This is a genomic window from Luteimonas notoginsengisoli, assembly GCF_042648885.1.
GTDB lineage: Bacteria > Pseudomonadota > Gammaproteobacteria > Xanthomonadales > Xanthomonadaceae > Luteimonas > Luteimonas notoginsengisoli.
The window spans coordinates 868137-886344 of the sequence record NZ_JBHRYF010000001.1 but is presented as its reverse complement, the minus strand read 5'-3'; the positions used below and the strand labels follow the sequence as shown (position 1 = coordinate 886344).

The 18208-nt window shown below is 69.5% G+C and carries 16 protein-coding genes; 14 read left to right on the top strand and 2 right to left on the bottom strand.

Annotation, left to right across the window (positions count from 1 at the left end; genetic code table 11):
* Window positions 1-27: 27 nt before the first annotated feature.
* Window positions 28-795, bottom strand: a complete 768-nt coding sequence (locus ACFOM9_RS04115; protein WP_386706425.1) for a flagellar brake protein — start codon at window positions 793-795, stop codon at window positions 28-30.
* 407 nt (window positions 796-1202) lie between these two features.
* Here ACFOM9_RS04115 and ACFOM9_RS04110 point away from each other — a divergent pair, with 407 nt between their 5' ends.
* The 8 genes from ACFOM9_RS04110 (at window position 1203) to ACFOM9_RS04075 (ending at window position 8877) form a co-directional block, all read left to right on the top strand.
* Window positions 1203-2306 (top strand): Glu/Leu/Phe/Val dehydrogenase dimerization domain-containing protein, encoded by a 1104-nt coding sequence (locus tag ACFOM9_RS04110; protein WP_386706423.1) that lies wholly within the window; start codon window positions 1203-1205, stop codon window positions 2304-2306.
* A 90-nt stretch (window positions 2307-2396) separates the two neighbouring features.
* Window positions 2397-3554 carry an isovaleryl-CoA dehydrogenase gene (locus ACFOM9_RS04105; RefSeq protein WP_386706421.1) on the top strand — a complete coding sequence of 386 codons (1158 nt, stop codon included), beginning with the start codon at window positions 2397-2399 and terminating at the stop codon, window positions 3552-3554.
* 332 nt (window positions 3555-3886) lie between these two features.
* The gene (locus tag ACFOM9_RS04100) at window positions 3887-5062 is read left to right on the top strand and encodes a thiolase family protein (RefSeq protein ID WP_386706419.1); all 1176 of its coding nucleotides are present in this window, start codon (window positions 3887-3889) and stop codon (window positions 5060-5062) included.
* Between the two features lie 126 nt (window positions 5063-5188).
* On the top strand, window positions 5189-5530 hold the full coding sequence (locus tag ACFOM9_RS04095) for a hypothetical protein (protein ID WP_386706418.1): 342 nt from the start codon (window positions 5189-5191) through the stop codon (window positions 5528-5530).
* A 132-nt stretch (window positions 5531-5662) separates the two neighbouring features.
* Window positions 5663-6043, top strand: a complete 381-nt coding sequence (locus ACFOM9_RS04090; RefSeq protein ID WP_386706416.1) for a hypothetical protein — start codon at window positions 5663-5665, stop codon at window positions 6041-6043.
* Between the two features lie 124 nt (window positions 6044-6167).
* Window positions 6168-7775 (top strand): carboxyl transferase domain-containing protein, encoded by a 1608-nt coding sequence (locus ACFOM9_RS04085; protein WP_386706414.1) that lies wholly within the window; start codon window positions 6168-6170, stop codon window positions 7773-7775.
* Window positions 7776-7957: 182 nt separating this feature from the next.
* The gene (locus ACFOM9_RS04080) at window positions 7958-8509 is read left to right on the top strand and encodes a bactofilin family protein (protein WP_386706412.1); all 552 of its coding nucleotides are present in this window, start codon (window positions 7958-7960) and stop codon (window positions 8507-8509) included.
* The gene (locus ACFOM9_RS04075; RefSeq protein ID WP_386706410.1) at window positions 8506-8877 is read left to right on the top strand and encodes a hypothetical protein; all 372 of its coding nucleotides are present in this window, start codon (window positions 8506-8508) and stop codon (window positions 8875-8877) included. The genes ACFOM9_RS04080 and ACFOM9_RS04075 overlap by 4 nt, the downstream gene beginning before the upstream one ends.
* 138 nt (window positions 8878-9015) lie before the next feature.
* Here the strand turns inward: ACFOM9_RS04075 and ACFOM9_RS04070 are convergent, their stop codons facing one another.
* On the bottom strand, window positions 9016-10947 hold the full coding sequence (locus tag ACFOM9_RS04070) for an FTR1 family protein (RefSeq protein WP_386706408.1): 1932 nt from the start codon (window positions 10945-10947) through the stop codon (window positions 9016-9018).
* A 131-nt stretch (window positions 10948-11078) separates the two neighbouring features.
* Between ACFOM9_RS04070 and ACFOM9_RS04065 the strand changes: the two genes are divergently transcribed.
* From ACFOM9_RS04065 to ACFOM9_RS04040, 6 genes are read left to right on the top strand one after another with little or no spacing between them, the layout of a single operon-like run.
* A complete protein-coding gene (locus ACFOM9_RS04065; RefSeq protein ID WP_386706406.1) occupies window positions 11079-11864 on the top strand; it encodes an enoyl-CoA hydratase-related protein in 786 nt (261 codons plus the stop codon).
* Between the two features lie 29 nt (window positions 11865-11893).
* On the top strand, window positions 11894-12067 hold the full coding sequence (locus ACFOM9_RS04060) for a DUF559 domain-containing protein (protein WP_386707320.1): 174 nt from the start codon (window positions 11894-11896) through the stop codon (window positions 12065-12067).
* 29 nt (window positions 12068-12096) lie between these two features.
* On the top strand, window positions 12097-14151 hold the full coding sequence (locus tag ACFOM9_RS04055; RefSeq protein WP_386706404.1) for an acetyl/propionyl/methylcrotonyl-CoA carboxylase subunit alpha: 2055 nt from the start codon (window positions 12097-12099) through the stop codon (window positions 14149-14151).
* Between the two features lie 2 nt (window positions 14152-14153).
* Window positions 14154-15053, top strand: coding sequence for a hydroxymethylglutaryl-CoA lyase (locus tag ACFOM9_RS04050; protein ID WP_386706402.1), 900 nt, complete (start codon window positions 14154-14156; stop codon window positions 15051-15053).
* Entirely contained in the window at window positions 15050-17632 is a 2583-nt protein-coding gene (locus ACFOM9_RS04045) for a sensor domain-containing protein (RefSeq protein ID WP_386706400.1), read from the top strand. The genes ACFOM9_RS04050 and ACFOM9_RS04045 overlap by 4 nt, the downstream gene beginning before the upstream one ends.
* A complete protein-coding gene (locus ACFOM9_RS04040; RefSeq protein WP_386706398.1) occupies window positions 17625-18113 on the top strand; it encodes a GNAT family N-acetyltransferase in 489 nt (162 codons plus the stop codon). Before ACFOM9_RS04045 ends, ACFOM9_RS04040 begins: the two co-directional genes overlap by 8 nt.
* The last annotated feature ends 95 nt before the right edge of the window (window positions 18114-18208 follow it).

The following is an 18208-nucleotide window of genomic DNA, read 5'->3' as shown; positions in this document are numbered from 1 at the left end:
GCGCCCCGCCGCCGCGCCGCGCCGCAGTCAGTCGAACAGCCGCTTCTCCGCGGCGCGCTGGTCGCGGTCGAGCTGCATCACGTAGCGGAACAGCCTGGCCTGGACCATCCCGGAGGGATCGACGAACTCGCAGCCCGCCTGCCGCAGGGACTTGCCGCGGCGGGTGGTCTGGCGCACGTGGCGCACGCACAGCGCCACTTCCACGGTGCCGAAGGGCTTGGGCAGTTCGATCACGCAGCGCGGCAGCAGGTCGCCGGCCGCGAGCGCCAGGCCATCTTCGGGCACGAGCAGGGCCAGGCCTCCGCCGCCGATATCGCGGATGGTCACCTCGACCGGCGGGTCGCCGTTTCGCGGATGGACCATGCAGCGCACCGACTCGGGGCTGGGCTCGTGTCGCAGCAGTTCGCGCCGCTGCAGGTGCAGCAGTTGCTCGGGCAGCGGAAGGACGAGCGCCGGCAGCTCGGCAAGGTCACCCAGCCTTGCCGGCCCGCAGCTGAAATGCAGCCGCACCTGGTCCAGCGCGCCGCGCAGCATGAGCCGCGGCGCGACCAGCAGGCGTTGCAGCAGCCGTTCGTCGCGTGGCGCGTCGATCCAGATCGAGCACGCATCGAGCGCCAGCACCGCGGTCACCATGCCCTCGCTTGCACCCTCCGCGCTGGCCGACATCACGCAGCGGCGTTCGATCAGCCGCTGCAGCAGTTCCCGGATGCTGCCGGCGTCGTGAAGCGTGCATTTCTCGAACACCTGGTCGGGGGCGTCGTGACCATGGGTCGAGGCTGGCGGCGTCGTGGGCATCGGACGTGTTAACGGCCGGGGGGCGATGTCCTGAAGGGCGGTCGGGACCGGCCGCGAGGGGTCGAGGCAGTCCTGGTGCGTCGCCACCGGACCCTTGGGCCCGGTCGCCTGGACGACCGCCGGTCCCCGCGCGCCGGCAGGGACATCGGGACTCGGGGTCAGGCGCTGCCCCACCCTGGGCTGTCGATCCGCGCGCGAGGGGATTCCCCATTCAGCTACCTCGCCCGCCCCTCCAGCCGGGCCATACCCTGTCGAACGAGCTTTTGTGACGCGGGACGCGTAAAATGCCGCGCCGCCACGATGGCCTCTGCCCGTCCGGCCGCTGCCCGCCAGCGATCCAGCCATTTCCCCACACTTTGCCGGCGTCCCGCGCGAGCGGATCGGCGCCATGCAACGGAGTTTTCGCGATGATCTTCGAACACCTGGACACCTTCGGCCACGAACAGGTCGTTTTCTGCCACAACAAGGACGCGGGCCTGAAGGCCATCATCGCGATCCACAACACCGTGCTGGGCCCGGCCCTGGGCGGCACCCGGATGTGGCCGTACAAGTCCGAGGCCGAAGCCCTCAACGACGTGCTGCGCCTGTCGCGCGGCATGACCTACAAGAACGCGGTCGCGGGCCTGGACATCGGCGGCGGCAAGGCGGTGATCATCGGCGACCCGTCGACCGACAAGTCCGAGGCGCTGTTCCGCGCGTTCGGCCAGTTCGTCCAGTCTCTGGGTGGCCGCTACATCACCGCCGAGGACGTCGGCATCGACGTCAACGACATGGAGCTGGTGTATCGCGAGACCGAGTTCGTCACCGGCGTGCACCAGGTGCACGGTGGCTCGGGCGACCCCTCGCCGTTCACCGCCTACGGCGCGCTGCAGGGCCTGATGGCCACGCTCAACAAGAAGTTCGGCGACGAGGAAGTGGGCAAGTACAGCTACGCCGTGCAGGGCCTGGGCCACGTCGGCATGGAGTACGTGAAGCTCCTCAAGGAACGCGGCGCCAAGCTGTTCGTCACCGACATCAACAAGACCCTGGTCGACAAGGCGGTCAACGAATACGGCGCCGAAGCCGTGGGCGCGGATGAGATCTACGACGTCAACGCCGACGTGTACTCGCCGTGCGCGCTGGGCGGCACGCTCAACGAGCAGACCCTGCCGCGCTTCAAGTTCAAGGTCGTCTGCGGCCCGGCCAACAACCAGATGGCCACCAACGCCATCGGCGACGAGCTGGAAAAGCGCGGCATCCTCTACGCGCCCGACTACGCGGTCAACGCCGGCGGCGTGATGAACGTGGCTCTGGAGATCACCGGCTACAACCGCGAGCGCGCGATGCGGATGATGCGCACGATCTACCACAACCTCGCGCGCATCTACGAGATCGCCGACCGCGACGGCATCCCGACCTACAAGGCCGCCGACCGCATGGCCGAAGAGCGGATCGCGGTGATGGGCAAGCTCAAGCTGCCGCTGGGCCGCACTACCCCGCGCTTCCAGGGCCGCATCCGCGGCGGCGCGTAAACTGCGCCCCAACGCGTGACCGACAACGGGGCCTGCGCGCCCCGTTGTCTTTTGCGGCACCGCAAACCAGCCACACCACAGGAGCCTTGCATGCGCCCTTTCCCGTTGGGTGAAGACATCGACGCACTGCGCGAGGCCGTCCGCCGGTTCGCGGACGCCGAGATCGCGCCGCGCGCCGAAGCCATCGACCACGACAACGCCTTCCCCCAGGACCTGTGGCCGAAGCTCGGCGAACTGGGCCTGCTGGGCATGACGGTGCCGGGCGAATACGGCGGCAGCGACATGGGTTACCTCGCCCACCTGGTGGCGATGGAGGAGATCTCGCGGGCGTCGGGCTCGGTGGGCCTGAGCTACGGCGCGCATTCGAACCTGTGCGTCAACAACGTCTATGCCAACGGCAACGCCGCGCAGCGCGGGAAATACCTGCCCAGGCTGTGCAGCGGGCAGTGGAAGGGCGCGCTGGCGATGAGCGAGCCGGGCGCGGGCTCGGACGTGGTCGGTTCGATGGCCTGCCGCGCGGAGCTGCGCGGCGACACGTGGATCGCCAACGGCAACAAGATGTGGATCACCAACGGCCCCGAGGCGGACGTGCTGATCGTGTACATGCGCACCGCCGGCAAGGATGCGGGCAGCAAGTGCATGACCGCCTTCCTGGTCGAGAAGGGCATGAAGGGGTTCACCACCGCGCAGAAGCTCGACAAGCTCGGCATGCGCGGCTCGAATACCTGCGAGCTGGTGTTCGAGGACTGCGAGATCCCCGCCGGGAACGTGCTGGGCGAGGTCAACCAGGGCGTGCGCGTGCTGATGTCCGGACTCAACACCGAACGCCTGGTGCTGACCGGCGGGCCGATCGGCCTGATGCAGGCCGCGCTCGACGCCGCCCTGCCTTACGTGCGCGAGCGCCGGCAGTTCGACGCCGCGATCGGCACCTTCGGCCTGATGCAGGGCAAGATCGCCGACATGTACACCGCGCTGCAGTCCAGCCGCGCGTTCGCCTACCAGGTGGGACGCGACTACGACGCCGGGCACAAGTCGCGCATCGACGCCGCCGCATGCCTGCTGCATGCGTCGGAAGCGGCGGTGCAGGTCGCGCTGGAAGGCATCCAGGCACTGGGCGGCAACGGCTATATCAATGAATACCCGACCGGGCGGATCCTGCGCGACGCCAAGCTGTATGCCATCGGCGCCGGCACCAACGAGATCCGGCGGATGCTGATCGGGCGCGAGCTGTTCGAGGGGAACGGTTAAGCGGGACCGGGTGCCCTGGCGGCCCGGGCCGGAGCATTTGGCTCTGCAGGCCGCGCGACCTTCTCGGACGGCAGCGGCCAGTGTCGGGACGACGTTGACCGGGTGCGGAGCTTCTGGAATGGGGAAGAGCTCGCGGCTGAAGCCGCTCCCACAAGGGCGGGAGGTGCGGCAGCGACGCTCTTGTGGGAGCGGCTTCAGCCGCGAGCTCCTGACCGCACCGCTCCAGAGCGAGCCCCCGCGCCGGGGCAGCCGCGGTTTGCGGCACTGCAGCATCCGGTCGCATAATCGGGCGATCCCCGGCCCCGCCGCCGGCCTGCACACCGGAGACTCCCATGTCCGACATCGTCATCGTCGGTGCCAAGCGCACCGCCATCGGTTCCTTCCTCGGCCAGTTCACCAGCGTCCCCACCCCGACCCTCGGCGCCACGGCCATCGAAGGCGCGCTCGCGCACGCCGGCCTCGCCGCGGACCAGGTGGACGAAGTGATCATGGGCTGCGTGCTGCCCGCGGGGCTCGGTCAGGCGCCGGCGCGCCAGGCCTCGCGCGCAGCGGGCATCCCCGATGCCGCCGGCTGCACCACCATCAACAAGGTGTGCGGTTCGGGCATGAAGGCGATCATGTTCGGCCACGACCTGATCAAGGCCGGCTCCGCCAGCGTCGTGGTCGCCGGCGGCATGGAGTCGATGACCAACGCGCCGCACCTGCTCAACGGGTCCCGCACCGGCATCAAGTACGGCAGCACCGAGATGCTGGACCACATGGCGTGGGACGGCCTGACCAATCCGGACGACGGCAAGGCGATGGGCGTGTTCGGCGATGCCGCCTGCGCCAAGTACGACTTCAGCCGCGAGGACGTCGACGCCTATTCGACCGAGAGCGCCAACCGTGCCAAGCAGGCGATCGCCGGCGGCGTGTTCAAGGACGAAATCGTCCCGCTGGTGGTCAAGACCCGCAAGGGCGAAGTGGTGGTCGACACCGACGAGCAGCCGGGCCGGATCGACACCGCCAAGATTCCGACCCTGCGCCCGTCCTTCGGCAAGGACGGCGTGCTCACCGCCGCGTCCTCGTCCTCGATCTCCGACGGTGCGGCGGCGACGGTACTGATGTCCGCCGACGAAGCGGCCAGACGCGGGCTTGCACCGCTGGCGCGGATCGTGGCGCACGCCACCCACGCGCAGGCGCCGGAATGGTTCACCACCGCGCCGGTGAAAGCGATTTCAAACGTGCTCGACAAGGCCGGCTGGAAGGTCGGCGACGTCGACCTGTTCGAGATCAACGAAGCGTTCGCGTGCGTCGCGATGGCACCGATGAAGGACCTGGGCATCCCCCACGACCGCTTGAACGTCCACGGCGGCGCATGCGCGCTGGGGCATCCGATCGGCGCCAGTGGCGCGCGTCTCGTGGTCACCCTGCTCAGTGCGCTCAAGGCCCGTGGCGGCAAGCGTGGCGTTGCTTCCCTGTGCATCGGGGGTGGCGAAGCGACCGCCATCGCCGTCGAGATCGCGTGAAAGGTTTAATGGGTTATTTACAAAAAAAACCGTTCAAACGCTTGACAGTGGAAAAGGGCTTGTCATCATGTTCGTGGGCGCGCTACCGCGCGTTGCCAACTCATATAAACGACGAGGAAGATTGACATGACGATCAACAAGGCGCTGCTCGCTCTGGCCCTGGGTTTCGCCCTGGCCGCCTGCAGCAACCAGAAGCAGGCTGAGGATTCGGCCGCCGACGCAGCCGACGCTGCCGCCGCTGCCCAGACCGCCGCCGACGAAGCCACCGCTGCCGGTGATGCGACCGCCGACGTTGCGCAGGATGCCGCCGACACCGCCGCCGACGCCGCCGCTGCCGCCAGCGATTCCGCTGCCGACGCCGCTGCTGCGACCACCGACGAGGCTGCCGACGCTGCCGCCGACTCGGCCGACGCCGCTGCCGACGCTGCCGACCAGTCCAAGGACGCCGCAGAAGAAGCCCAGCAGTAATCGGCTTCCAAGCGACATTGCAATAAGGAAGAGTCGCTGGTTCGCCAGCGACTTTTTCCGTTAGGGGGGAAGCGTAATCGCAACTGCGCGCTTCCGATTGCTGGAAACAGAACCTGAGGAGTATCCGCACCCATGAACACCCGTATTGTGGTCCTGCTGGCCGCCAGCGTACTGGCGCTGTCAGCCTGCAAGAACGAAACCCCGACCGCCCAGAACGAAGCTGCCGAAGCGCAGGCCGCGATGGAACAGGCGGGCGATTCGGCCGCTGCCGCCGCATCGGACGCTGGTGACGCGATGGCCGAAGGCGCCGACGCCGCCGCCGCTTCCACCGGCGAAGCCGCCACCGAGGTTGCCGACGCCATGCAGCCGACCATCGACGAGACGCAGGCCGCTGCCAGCGACGCCGCCGATGCCACGCAGGCCGCCGCCGCCGATGCCGCGAACGCCACCGAGGCCGCCGCGCAGGACGTCGCCGACAAGGCTGAAGCCGCTTCGGAAGAAGCCGAGCACTGAGCCAGCTTCCATTGCTGCTCTCACGGGACCCGCTTCGGCGGGTCTTCGTGTTTTCGGGGTCCGGCGACGGCCCGGCAGGGCCTGCGGTTATCCTTTGCGCTTCATCGACAGCCTTCGGTCCGCCATGCCCGTTCTCCGCTCCAACCTGGATACGCGCGCGCAGTCGTTCGTCGAGAACGTCGCCTATCACGACGAACTGTCGCGCGAACTCGGCCGGCGCCTTGCGCGCGCAGCCGCGGGCGGCGGCGAGAAGGCGCAGCAGAAGCACGTGGCGCGCGGCAAGCTGCCGGTGCGCGAACGCATCATCGCCCTGCTCGACCCCGGCTCCCCGTTCCTCGAGATCGCGCCGCTTGCCGCCGAAGAGATGTACGACGATGCCGCTCCGGCCGCGGGCATGGTCTGCGGCATCGGCCGGGTGATGGGCCAGGAAGTGGTGGTCGTCGCCAACGACGCCACGGTCAAGGGCGGCACCTATTTCCCGATGACGGTGAAGAAACACCTGCGGGCGCAGGAGATCGCCCGCGAGAACCACCTGCCCTGCGTATACCTGGTCGACTCGGGCGGTGCGTTCCTGCCGCTGCAGGACGAGGTGTTCCCCGACAAGGAGCACTTCGGCCGCATCTTCTACAACCAGGCGCGGATGAGCGCGCAGAACATCCCGCAGCTCGCCGTGGTCATGGGCAGCTGCACGGCCGGCGGCGCCTACGTGCCGGCGATGAGCGACGAAAGCGTCATCGTCAAGGGACAGGGCACGATCTTCCTCGGCGGCCCGCCGCTGGTGAAGGCCGCCACCGGCGAAGTCGTGGACGCCGAGGCGCTCGGTGGCGCCGACGTGCACACGTCGGTTTCGGGCGTGGCCGACCACTTCGCCGAAGACGACCGCCACGCACTGGAGATCGCGCGCAACCTGGTCGGCAACCTCAACCGCCGCAAGCAGGTGCAGCTCGCCACGCGCGAACCGCGCGAGCCGCTGTACGCCGCGCGCGAGCTGTACGGCATCGTGCCGAAGGACACCCGCCGCCCGTTCGACATCCGCGAAGTCATCGCGCGCATCGTCGACGGCAGCGAGTTCGACGAGTTCAAGGCGCGCTACGGCAAGACCCTGGTCACCGGTTTCGCCCACCTGCACGGCTATCCGGTCGGCATCGTCGCCAACAACGGCATCCTGTTTTCCGAGAGCGCGCTCAAGGGCGCGCACTTCATCGAGCTGTGCAACCAGCGCGGCATCCCGCTGGTGTTCCTGCAGAACATCACCGGCTTCATGGTCGGGCGCAAGTACGAGAATGCCGGCATCGCCAAGGACGGGGCAAAGATGGTCACCGCGGTGGCGTGTTCGTCGGTCCCGAAGTTCACCGTGGTGATCGGCGGCAGCTTCGGCGCCGGCAATTACGCCATGTGCGGCCGCGCGTACGGCGCACGCTTCCTGTGGATGTGGCCCAACGCGCGCATCAGCGTGATGGGCGGCGAGCAGGCCGCGGGCGTGCTGGCCACGGTGCGCCGCGACGGCATCGAGGCGCGGGGCGGCGAATGGTCCAACGAAGACGAGGCCGCCTTCAAGGCGCCGATCCGCGAACAGTACGAATCGCAGGGCAGCCCCTGGTACGCCACCGCGCGACTCTGGGACGACGGGATCATCGACCCTGCCGACACCCGCCGGGTGCTGGGGCTGGGGATCTCGGCCTCGCTCAACGCAGCCGTGGAGCCAGCCCGGTTCGGGGTCTTCCGGATGTAGTTCCGATGGAGCCCCGCGGAGGCCGGTCGCCGGCCCTGTTGTTCGCGTAAGGCCTTCCGATGGGCTTGCAACCCCTTGTCGGAAGGTGGATTTGGTGAGCCATGTCACAGCCATGTGAAGGTGGCTGCATGCTAGTCTGGCCGTTCCCCCAGCCGTCCAGTCCTGTCCGAGGAAGTCGCTCCATGGCCATCTTCAACAACCAGCAAAGCCCCGCCAAGAAAGACGTACCGTCGTTCGCCAACGACGCCGCGCCGCAGCCGCAGGCGCCCCCTACCCCGATCCGCGAGACGCCCGCCGTGGCCGACTTCAACCCGACCCAGGCCGCGCCACCGCGCGCCGTCGCGCAGCCCGAAGCCAAGGAATCGCTGATCGCCGCCGACCTGACCATCGAGGGCAAGATCGAAGGCGCCGGCCACGTCCGGATCGCCGGCAAGTTCAAGGGCGACGTCAACGTCCAGGGCGACCTGACCATCGAGAAGGGCGCCAAGCTCAGCGGTGGCGTGCGCGCCAAGAAGGTCATCGTGGCCGGCGAGCTGGAAGGCAACATCGAATCGGCCTCGCGCGTGGAACTGCTCGATTCGGGCGCGCTGACCGGCGACATCAAGGCCGGTTCGCTCACCGTCGCGGCAGGCTCGCGGATCCGGGGCCACGTCGAATGCGGCTGGGGCGACAAGGATGCCGCGAAGGCGAATGGCAAGGTCGACAGCAAGCCGGAACGCGACCTCGCCTCGTGAGCAACGCCCGTCCGGGCACGGCAGGTGCCACGCGCACCTGCCCGCACTGCAAGACGACGATCCTCGAAAGCTCGAGCATCTGTCCGTCCTGCCGGCACTACCTGCGCTTCGATTCCCCGAACGCGCAGGCCTCGACGACCATCACCCCGCTCAACGTCGAAGGCAAGATCCGCCATCCTTCCGAGGGCGGCGCCTGGGAATATTCGGTGGTGCTGACCATCCGCGACGACGAAGGCAACGAGATCGCGCACCAGGTGGTCGGGGTCGGCGCGATGCATCCGGGCGAAGAACGCACTTTCAGCCTCGCGGTCGAGGTGATGCCCACCAACGACATGCGTCGGCCGGCCAAGCGCGGGACGAAGCACTGAGCCTGGTCCGGGCTGCACGCCCGGCCGTCGCCCGATCATCGAAAGAAGGCGCCCTCGGCTGCCTTCCTGCTGTGGCGCGGGCTAGCCGCGCTGCGCGAACACGACCTCCCGCAGCGCCATTGGCGCCACAGGCGGCGCTCAGCGCGTCGCAGCCGCGGCGCGCGCGGTGCGGGTGTTCCACGCGAACCCGAGCAGCAGCGCCACCAGCACCACGACTTGGGCGGTGACGCCCTGCATGGTCGGGTAGATGCCGAGCAGGTCGATGCGCGGCCCGTTGAACAGCGACATCGGCACCCAGCCCGCCTCCTGCAGCGCCGCGATGCCCTTGCCGGCCAGCACCACCGCCAGCACCGCGACCAGGGCCGCGCTTGCCGCGAAGAATTTCCCGAACGGCAAGTTGCGGCTGTAGCGGAGCATGAGCCAGGCCACCACGGCCAGGCTGACCGCCGCGGTCGCCGCACCGGCCATGATCGCGCCATGGTGCCCCTGGCTCCAGAGTGCGGCGTAGAACAGGACCGTTTCGAACGCCTCGCGGTACACGACGATGAAGGCCAGCAGGAACAGGAACCACGCCGAACCGCGCGAAAGCGCGCGCGACAGTTTTTCGCGGATGTAGCGCTGCCACGCGTCGGCCTGGCTCTTGCCATGCATCCAGATCCCGATCGAAACCAGCACCACCGCCGCGAACAGCGCGGCGAATCCTTCGGTGAGTTCGCGGCTAGCGCCGCTGATGTCCACCAGGTAAGTGGCGGCCAGCCAGGTGGCGCCACCGGCGACCAGCGCGCCGACCCATCCGCCGTGCACGTACGGCATGGCTTCCACGCGCCCGGCCTTGCGCAGGAAGGCCACCATCGCGATGACGATCAGCAGGGCCTCGAGGCCCTCGCGCAGCAGGATGGTGAGGGCGCCGACGAAGGCCGTCGTGGCGCCTGCGCTGTCGTTGTCGTCAAGCGCGGCCTCGGCGCGGTCGAGCAGCGCATTGGCCGCATCCGCGCTGGCGCGGACATCGGCCACGCCGGCGCCCTCGCCGATGCGCGCGCGGACGCCCGCCATCGCGGTTTCCAGTTCGCGCAGCAGCCCGGCGTCGCGGGTACCGAGCAGCGGCTCGACCGGTTCCACGCCGTCGAGGTAGGCGGACAGCACCTTGTCGCGGGCCACCGCGGCGTCGCCGGCTGCGTAGGCTTCCACGCCTTCCCGCAGGCGCGTGCGTGCCAGCACCAGCGCGCCGTCTTTCTGTCCCGCGTCGGCCATGGCCAGGGCCGCCTGCGGCTCACGACGCAGGTAGGCGGTGATGTCGTCCGCCACGTCCTGCGGCAGCCCGGCCAGGCCGGCCGGCAGCACCTGCACCAGCGCCGCCAGGTCCGGTACCGCCGCCTGCGCTTCGGGGTGCTCGCGCAGCAGCGCCTTGCCGCGGGCGGCCGCTTCGCCGGGGAATGCAAGCTGGCCGACGTAGAACGCCAGGGCCCAGCGCTGGTCCTCCGACAGCTGCGCATAACTCGCCATCGAGGTGCCTTCCAGCCCCTGCTCGATCACCTGCTGCAGCGCGAACACGCTGCGCTGGCGCGCGCGCGCCGCATCGGTGAAGTCGATCGGCGGCGGGTCGAGCCCCGCGCTGGCAGCGCCGTCACCGGCGCCCGTCGCCCCGTGGCAGCTCGCGCAATTTTGCTGGTACAGCGCTTTGGCGACCGACAGGTCCGGCACGGCATCGGGCGCCCTGGGCACCGGATAGGCGCGCAACAGCGCGTCGGCCAGCGCCCGCGCCTGGCCCTCGACCTGCTCCGGACTGGCCTTGTTGGCGATTGCCTCCTGCAGGGCCACGGACTGCGCTTCGAGCGCCTGTCTGGACGGATGCACGGGCAAGCCTGCGAGCCCTTCGCGAACCGTCGCGGAGAATTCGGTCATCTCGCCGTATTCCACCTCGCTGATCACCGCCCCGCCCCGCACGGCGCCGGGATAGTCCACCGCGATGTAGTCCAGCAGCCGCCAGAGGGTCTGCACCTGCGGGGCGGCGAAGGCGCTGCCGGCCGTGGCCAGCAGGATCATCAGCGAAAGCAGGCGCAACAGACGCATCGGCGTTACCCGGGGGAAGATCAGCGCATTCTACAGACAACCGAGAATGAATCGCATTTAGATCCGAGACAGAGACGGGAAGGTCCCGGCGCCACTTATGATGTCCAATCCCTTCCCCGGAGCACGCGCGCGTGACTGACGCCCTGCAGACCCATCGCCAAGGCGCGGTGGCCCGCGTTCGCCTGCATCGCCCCGGGCTGCACAACGCCTTCGATGCCGAACTGATCGCCGCCATGACCGACGCCTTGACGCTGCTGGCGCGCGACGAAGGCGTACGCGTGGTCGTGCTCGAAGGCAGCGGCGCATCGTTCTCCGCCGGCGCCGACCTCAACTGGATGCGCGGCATGGCCGCCGCGTGCGAACGCGAGAACCGCGACGACGCCCTCGCGCTCGCCCGGCTGATGCGGGCGCTGGACGAGCTGCCCAAGCCGACCATCGCGCGCGTCCAGGGCGCGGCCTTTGGCGGCGGCGTCGGCCTGGTGGCCTGCTGCGACATCGCCATCGGCGCGGAGGATGCGAAGTTCGGCCTGACCGAGGCCAGACTCGGACTGCTGCCGGCGGTGATCTCGCCGTACGTGATCGCGGCGATCGGCGCGCGCCATGCACGTCGCTACTTTGCCAGCGCGGAAGTCTTCGACGCCGCGCAGGCCCGGCGGATCGGCTTGCTGCACGAAGTGGTGGCCGCGGACGGGCTGGATGCCGCGGTCGACCGGCAGGTTGCCCTGCTGCTCAAGGCCGGGCCGGTCGCCTCGGCGCAGGCAAAGTCGCTGGTGCGCGACGTGGCCGGGCTGCGCGACCGCGACGCCATCGATGCGGCCAATGCCGATCTGATCGCCCGGCTGCGGGTCTCGCCGGAAGGGCAGGAAGGGCTGTCGGCGTTCCTCGACAAGCGCGCGGCGGCGTGGGTAGCGAAATGACGTGCATCGGCTGACGCCACGCGTCTTAAATCCTCCCCTTCAAGGGAGCCTCACGACGGACTGCAGTATTGGAAGGCGTCGGATTGGTCATTCTCGGGTTCTGGAACAATGGCATCTTCGACAACACCGATGGCGTGCTTGAGGTGATATTGCGAACGCTGCAAGCACGCGCGACACCACTCCCACCCAAACCCTCCCCTTGAGGGGGCGGGCTTCAGAGCAACGACACCGCATGTTCGACAAGATCCTCATCGCCAACCGCGGCGAAATCGCCTGCCGGGTCATCCGCACCGCGCGCCGGCTCGGCGTCGCCACCGTGGCGGTGTATTCGCAAGCCGATGCCGATGCGCAGCACGTGCGCCTGGCCGACGAAGCCTGGCCGATCGGCGGCCCGCGGCCGCAGGACAGCTACCTGCGCGGCGACGCCATCCTGGAGGTCGCACGCCGCTCCGGCGCGCAGGCGATCCATCCCGGCTACGGCTTCCTCAGCGAGAACGCCGATTTCGCCGATGCGGTGAAGGCCGCGGGACTGGCCTTCATCGGTCCATCGGGAGATTCGATGCGCAAGATGGGCAGCAAGGCCGGGGCCAAGGACCTGATGGCCGCCGCCGGGGTGCCGGTGGTGCCGGGATACACCGGCGAAGACCAGTCGCCGCAGCTGCTGGCGCGCGAGGCCGGGCGCATCGGCTATCCGCTGATGATCAAGGCCGCGCACGGCGGCGGTGGCAAAGGCATGCGCATCGTGCGCAGCGCAGAGGAATTCCTGCCCAGCCTGGGGAGCTGCCAGCGCGAAGCGAAGAACGCCTTCGGCCGCGACCGCGTGCTGCTCGAGCGCTACATCGAATCGCCGCGGCACATCGAGATCCAGGTGTTCGGCGACGCCCAGGGCAACGCGATCCACCTGGGCGAACGCGAATGCTCGGCGCAACGCCGCTACCAGAAGGTGCTGGAGGAATCGCCCTCGCCCTTCGTCACCCCGGAGCTGCGCGCGGCGATGGGCGCAGCCGCGGTGCAGGCCGCCCACGCGATTGACTACGCCAACGCGGGCACGGTGGAATTCATCGTCGCGCCCTCGGGCGAATTCTTCTTCATGGAGATCAACACCCGGCTGCAGGTCGAGCATCCGGTGACCGAACTGGTCACCGGCCTGGACCTGGTCGAGTGGCAGCTGCGCATCGCCGGGGGCGAGCCGCTGCCACTGGCCCAGGGCGATATCGTCCAGCGCGGCCATGCGATCGAGGTGCGCCTGTACGCGGAAGATCCCGATGCCGGCTTCCTGCCCGGATCCGGCAGGCTCGAGCGCCTGCGCCTGCCTGCGCCTTCCACGCACGTGCGCGTCGACTCGGGCGTGGTCGAAGGCGACACGGTGACCATCTTCTACGACCCGATGATCGCCAAGCTCGTGGTGTGGGACGAAGACCGGCCTCGCGCCCTCGCCCGCATGCGCGAGGCGCTGATGCGGTGCGAGATCGAGGGGCCGAAGTCGAACATCGCCTTCCTCGAACGGCTGGTGCGGCACCCGGCCATCGTCGACGCCAGCATCGACACCGGCTACCTCGACCGCCACCTGGACGCCTTCATCGGCGGCGACGAAAACGACGCCGACCCGGTCGCCGCCGCGGCGACCGTCGCGCTGCTGCAGGACGAAGCCGGCACGCGGGCAGCTGCGGCGCGCAGCGGCGACCCCTCGTCGCCGTGGGCCATCGCCGATGGCTGGCGCCTGGGCCACGCCGGCAGGCGCCGGCTGGCGCTGCGCCTGGGCGATGCACGGCGCGAGATCACCGCGCACGGCGCGGACGGCGAGTACCGCATTGAATCGGATGGCGCCACGGTCACGGTCTCCGGCGCGCGGCTGTCGGCGGCGACTCCCGCGGATCCCGGCTTGCCGGCGCGAGGCACCGCCACGCCGGACATGGCCGACGCGGGCCTCGGTGCGCGTTTCGACGGGAGGGGCCGGCGTTACCGCATCGATGCCGATGCGCGCCGGATACTGCTGCACGACGGGGAACGGCGCTGGCGCTACGAGCGCGTGCCGGCCTACCAGGCGGACCACGCGGGCACGGAAGGCAGCGGCGACCAGGTCGTCGCGCCCATGCCGGGCCGCATCGTGCTGGTGCGCGTCGCGGACGGGGACAACGTGGTGCAGGGACAGGAACTGCTGGTGATGGAAGCGATGAAGATGGAACTTTCCCTGAAGGCGCCGCGCGATGGCGTGGTCGCCGAAGTGCGGGCGGCCGAAGGCGAATTCGTCGACGCCGACGCCAGCCTCGTCGTCCTGGAAACCTGAGCATGGCCCTGCCTGCGTCGGTGCGCATCGTCGAGGTCGGTCCGCGCGACGGGTTGCAGAACGAAAAGACGATCATCCCGACCGCCGCCAAGATCGAACTGGTCGACCGGCTGTCGGCCACTGGCCTGCAGACCATCGAAGCCACCAGCTTCGTCAGTCCGAAGTGGGTGCCGCAGCTGGCGGACGCCGCGCAGGTGTACGCCGGCATCCACCGAAGCCCGGGCGTGCGCTACCCGGTACTGGTGCCCAACGAACAGGGCTACGAACGCGCGCGCGCCGCGGGCGCCGACGAGATCGCGGTGTTCACCGCGGCGTCGGAAGCGTTCAACAAGGCCAACATCAACGCGACGATCGACGAATCCCTGGCCCGCTTCGCGCCCGTGCTGGCGCGCGCCGCCGCCGACGGCATCCCGGTGCGCGGCTATGTGTCCACCGTACTCGGCTGCCCCTACCAGGGCGAGGTGCCGGTGGCCGACGTGGTGCGCGTGGCGCAGGCGCTGCACGCGATGGGCTGCTACGAAATCTCGCTCGGCGACACCATCGGCATCGGCACGCCGGGCAAGGCGCGGACGATGCTGCGGGCGGTGGCCGAAGCGGTGCCGATGCCGGCGTTGGCGGTGCACTTCCATGACACCTACGGCCAGGCGCTGGCCAACATCCTGGCCTGCCTGGAGGAAGGCGTGGCGGTGGTCGACGCCGCCGTCTCCGGCACCGGGGGTTGCCCCTATGCCAAGGGCGCGACCGGCAACGTCGCCAGCGAGGATGTCGCGTATATGCTGCAGGGCATGGGCATCGAAACCGGCATCGACCTCGCCGCGCTCAGCGACACCGGTCGCTGGCTTGCCGCCCTGCTCGGCCGCGACACCGGCAGCAAGGTCACCCGGGCGCGAACCGCGTCATGAGCACGGGCGGCCGGCTGCCGGAGGAGGCTTCGAGGCTGTCGGCCAACGACGGCACGGCGCAGGTTGCGCTGGCGCTGGACGCCGCCTGCCGCGACCTGGCGATCCCGGCCGACGTCCGCCAGCTGCTCGCCGAGGCCCGCGATGCCCTGCGCTCGGCCAGCAGCGATGCCGAAACCGCGCGCCTGCGCTACCACGCGCTGTTCGACGCGGTGCCCGACCCGGTCAGCATCCTCGACGAACGCGGCATCGTGCTCGACCTCAACAAGGCCGGCATGGTGGCCTACCGGCGCCCGCGCGAGGAGATCGTCGGCCAGTCGATCGAAGTGCTCAACCCCGACCTGCCCAAGGGCCACCTCGGACCCGTGTGGGACACGATCAACCGCGGCCGCACCTACGTCATCGAAGTGACCAACATGCGCGCCGACGGCACGCGGTTTCCGGTCGAGGTGCATTCGGCCGGCTTCCAGCACGAGGGCCGTACGTGCCTGGTGGCGGTGGCACGCGACCTGAGCAGCCGCCAGGAAGCCGAGCTGCGCTACCGCGAGCTGATGGAGGTGATCGACAAGGGGATCGTGGTCCAGGACGAGTTCCTCAACTTCACCTACGGCAACTCCGCCGCGCTGCGCCTGCTGGGCATCGACGGCAGCGAATCGCTCGACGACGCCATGCGCCTGCAGCACTGGATGCTGGTGCGCGAGGACGGCACGGTGATGCCGGAAGCCGAATATCCCGCCATGCGCGCGTTGCGAGAAGGCAGGATCATCGAAAGCACCCTGGTCGGCCTCTACCATCGCCAGCGGCGCCAGCTCAGCTGGCTGTCGGTCACGGTGGTGCCGCAGTTCGCGGCGGACGCCGACAAGCCGCACCAGGTGCTGTCGATGTTCAGCGACGTCACCGAACTCAAGCGCGACAGCACCCTGTTCGACCGGGTGCAGGCGCTGGCGCACATCGGCGGCTGGGAATGGGACGCCACCAGCGACCAGCTCTATCTCACCGATGAATCGGTGCGCATCCTCGCCCAGGACGCGCCGCCGGCGACGATGCCGCGGATGATCGAGTGCCTCGCCGCCAGCGACCGCGCGCGCCTGCACGCGGCGCTCGACCTGGCGGTCCGCGAAGGCCGCGACTTCGACCTCGAACTGCAGGGCGCCCGCGCCGACGGCCATGCATTCTGGGTGCGCGTGATCGGCGGCGGCGTGCCCGGCGACCCGGCCACCTCGCACCTCACCGGCACCCTGCAGGACATCACCGAACTCAAGCACGGCGAAGAGACGCTGCGCGTGCAGGCACGCACGGATCCGCTCACCGGACTGATGAACCGCGATGCGATCCTCGGCGAGATCAGCGCGCGCCTGGCCGACCCCGGACAGTCCGGGGTCGCGGTGCTCTACATCGACCTGGACCGGTTCAAGGTGGTCAACGACGTGCTCGGCCACAACGCCGGCGACGAGCTGCTGATGAACGCTGCGCGCCGCATCCTGCGCGCGGTGGGCACCGAAGGGCTGATCGCCCGTTTCGGCGGCGACGAGTTCCTGGTGGTGTGCAGCACCGAAGACGATCCGGAGCGGCCCGAACGCGTTGCCGACGCGATCCTCGACGCGTTCGGCGACAGCTTCCGGTTCGAAAAGGAGGAATTCACGATCACCGCGAGCATCGGCATCGCGCGCGCGCCGGAACACGGTGACAAGCCGCAGACCCTGATCCACAACGCCGACGCGGCGATGTACGACAGCAAGCGCCGCATCCGCAACGGCTGGCAGGTGTTCACCCCGGCGCTGGCGCAGAGCCAGCAGGACCGCCTGCGCGTGGAGACGCACCTGCGCCGCGCCGCCGACAACAACGAGTTCCACCTGGTCTACCAGCCGCAGGTAGCGCTGCAGGGCGGCCGCATCGTCGCGGCCGAGGCCCTGATCCGCTGGGAGAATCGCCAGCTCGGCGAGATGCGCCCGGACCATTTCATCGGCCATGCCGAAACCACCGGCGACATCGTCCGCATCGGCAGCTGGGTGCTGCGCGAGGCCTGCCGGCAGGTGGCGCAGTGGCGCGACGCCGGGCTGGGCATCGTGCGCGTCGCGGTGAATGTGTCCTACCGCCAGTTCCTCGGCGACGACCTGGCCGACACGGTGCGCGGCGTGCTGGCGGAGTTCGGCCTGCCCGGGACGGCACTGGAGCTGGAGTTCACCGAGCGCGTGCTGATCGAGGACGACCCCGACACGCTGCGTACCTTCGCCCGCCTGCGCGAACAGGGCGTGGTGCTGACCATCGACGATTTCGGCGAGGGCTACAGCGCGCTCAACTACCTGCGGCGGCTGCCGATCCACGGCCTGAAGCTGAGCCAGCTGTTCGTTGAGGGCGTGCCCGGCAACAAGTCCGACGTCGCGGTCTGCCAGGCGGTCGCCGGCATCGCCCGCAGCCTCGGCCTGGGGCTGGTCGCGGAAGGCGTGGAATCGGAGCAGCAGCGCCGCTTCCTGCTGCAGCTCGGGGTCCCGATCGGCCAGGGCTTTCTGTTCGCGCCGGGCCTGCGGCCGGACGAATTCGCGCGCCGCCTCGGCGCCGGCACGGTGCAGGTCGATGCCTGAGCGCTTGCACATCCGACCGATCGAAGCGCGCGACGACGCGGCCGTGGCCGCGGTGATCCGCGCGGTGATGCCGGAATTTGGCGCGGTCGGCGACGGGTTCGCGATCAACGACCCGGAAGTCGACTGGATGCATCGCGCCTACGCCATCGAACGCGCGGCGTATTTCGTCGTCGAGGACGCCGGCAGGCTCCTGGGTGGCGGCGGCATCGCACCGCTGCTGGGCGGCGACCCGGACACCTGCGAACTACGCAAGATGTACTTCCTGCCGGCGCTGCGCGGCCGTGGCGCCGGCGCGGCGCTGATGGCGCGCTGCCTGGATACCGCCCGCGAGTTCGGATTTCGCCGCTGTTACCTCGAGACCCTGCGCGGCATGGACGCAGCGATGAGGCTCTACGAGCGCAGCGGCTTCAGGCGCATCGACGCGCCGCTCGGCGCAACCGGCCACGGCGGCTGCAACACCTACTACCTGCGCGACCTGTAGGTGGGCCACGCCGCCGCCGTCAGGGCGGACGGGAGCGGCTTCGGCAGCGAAATCCAACGGGCGTCGCCGCGTCGGGCGGCAAGGTTCATCGCCGA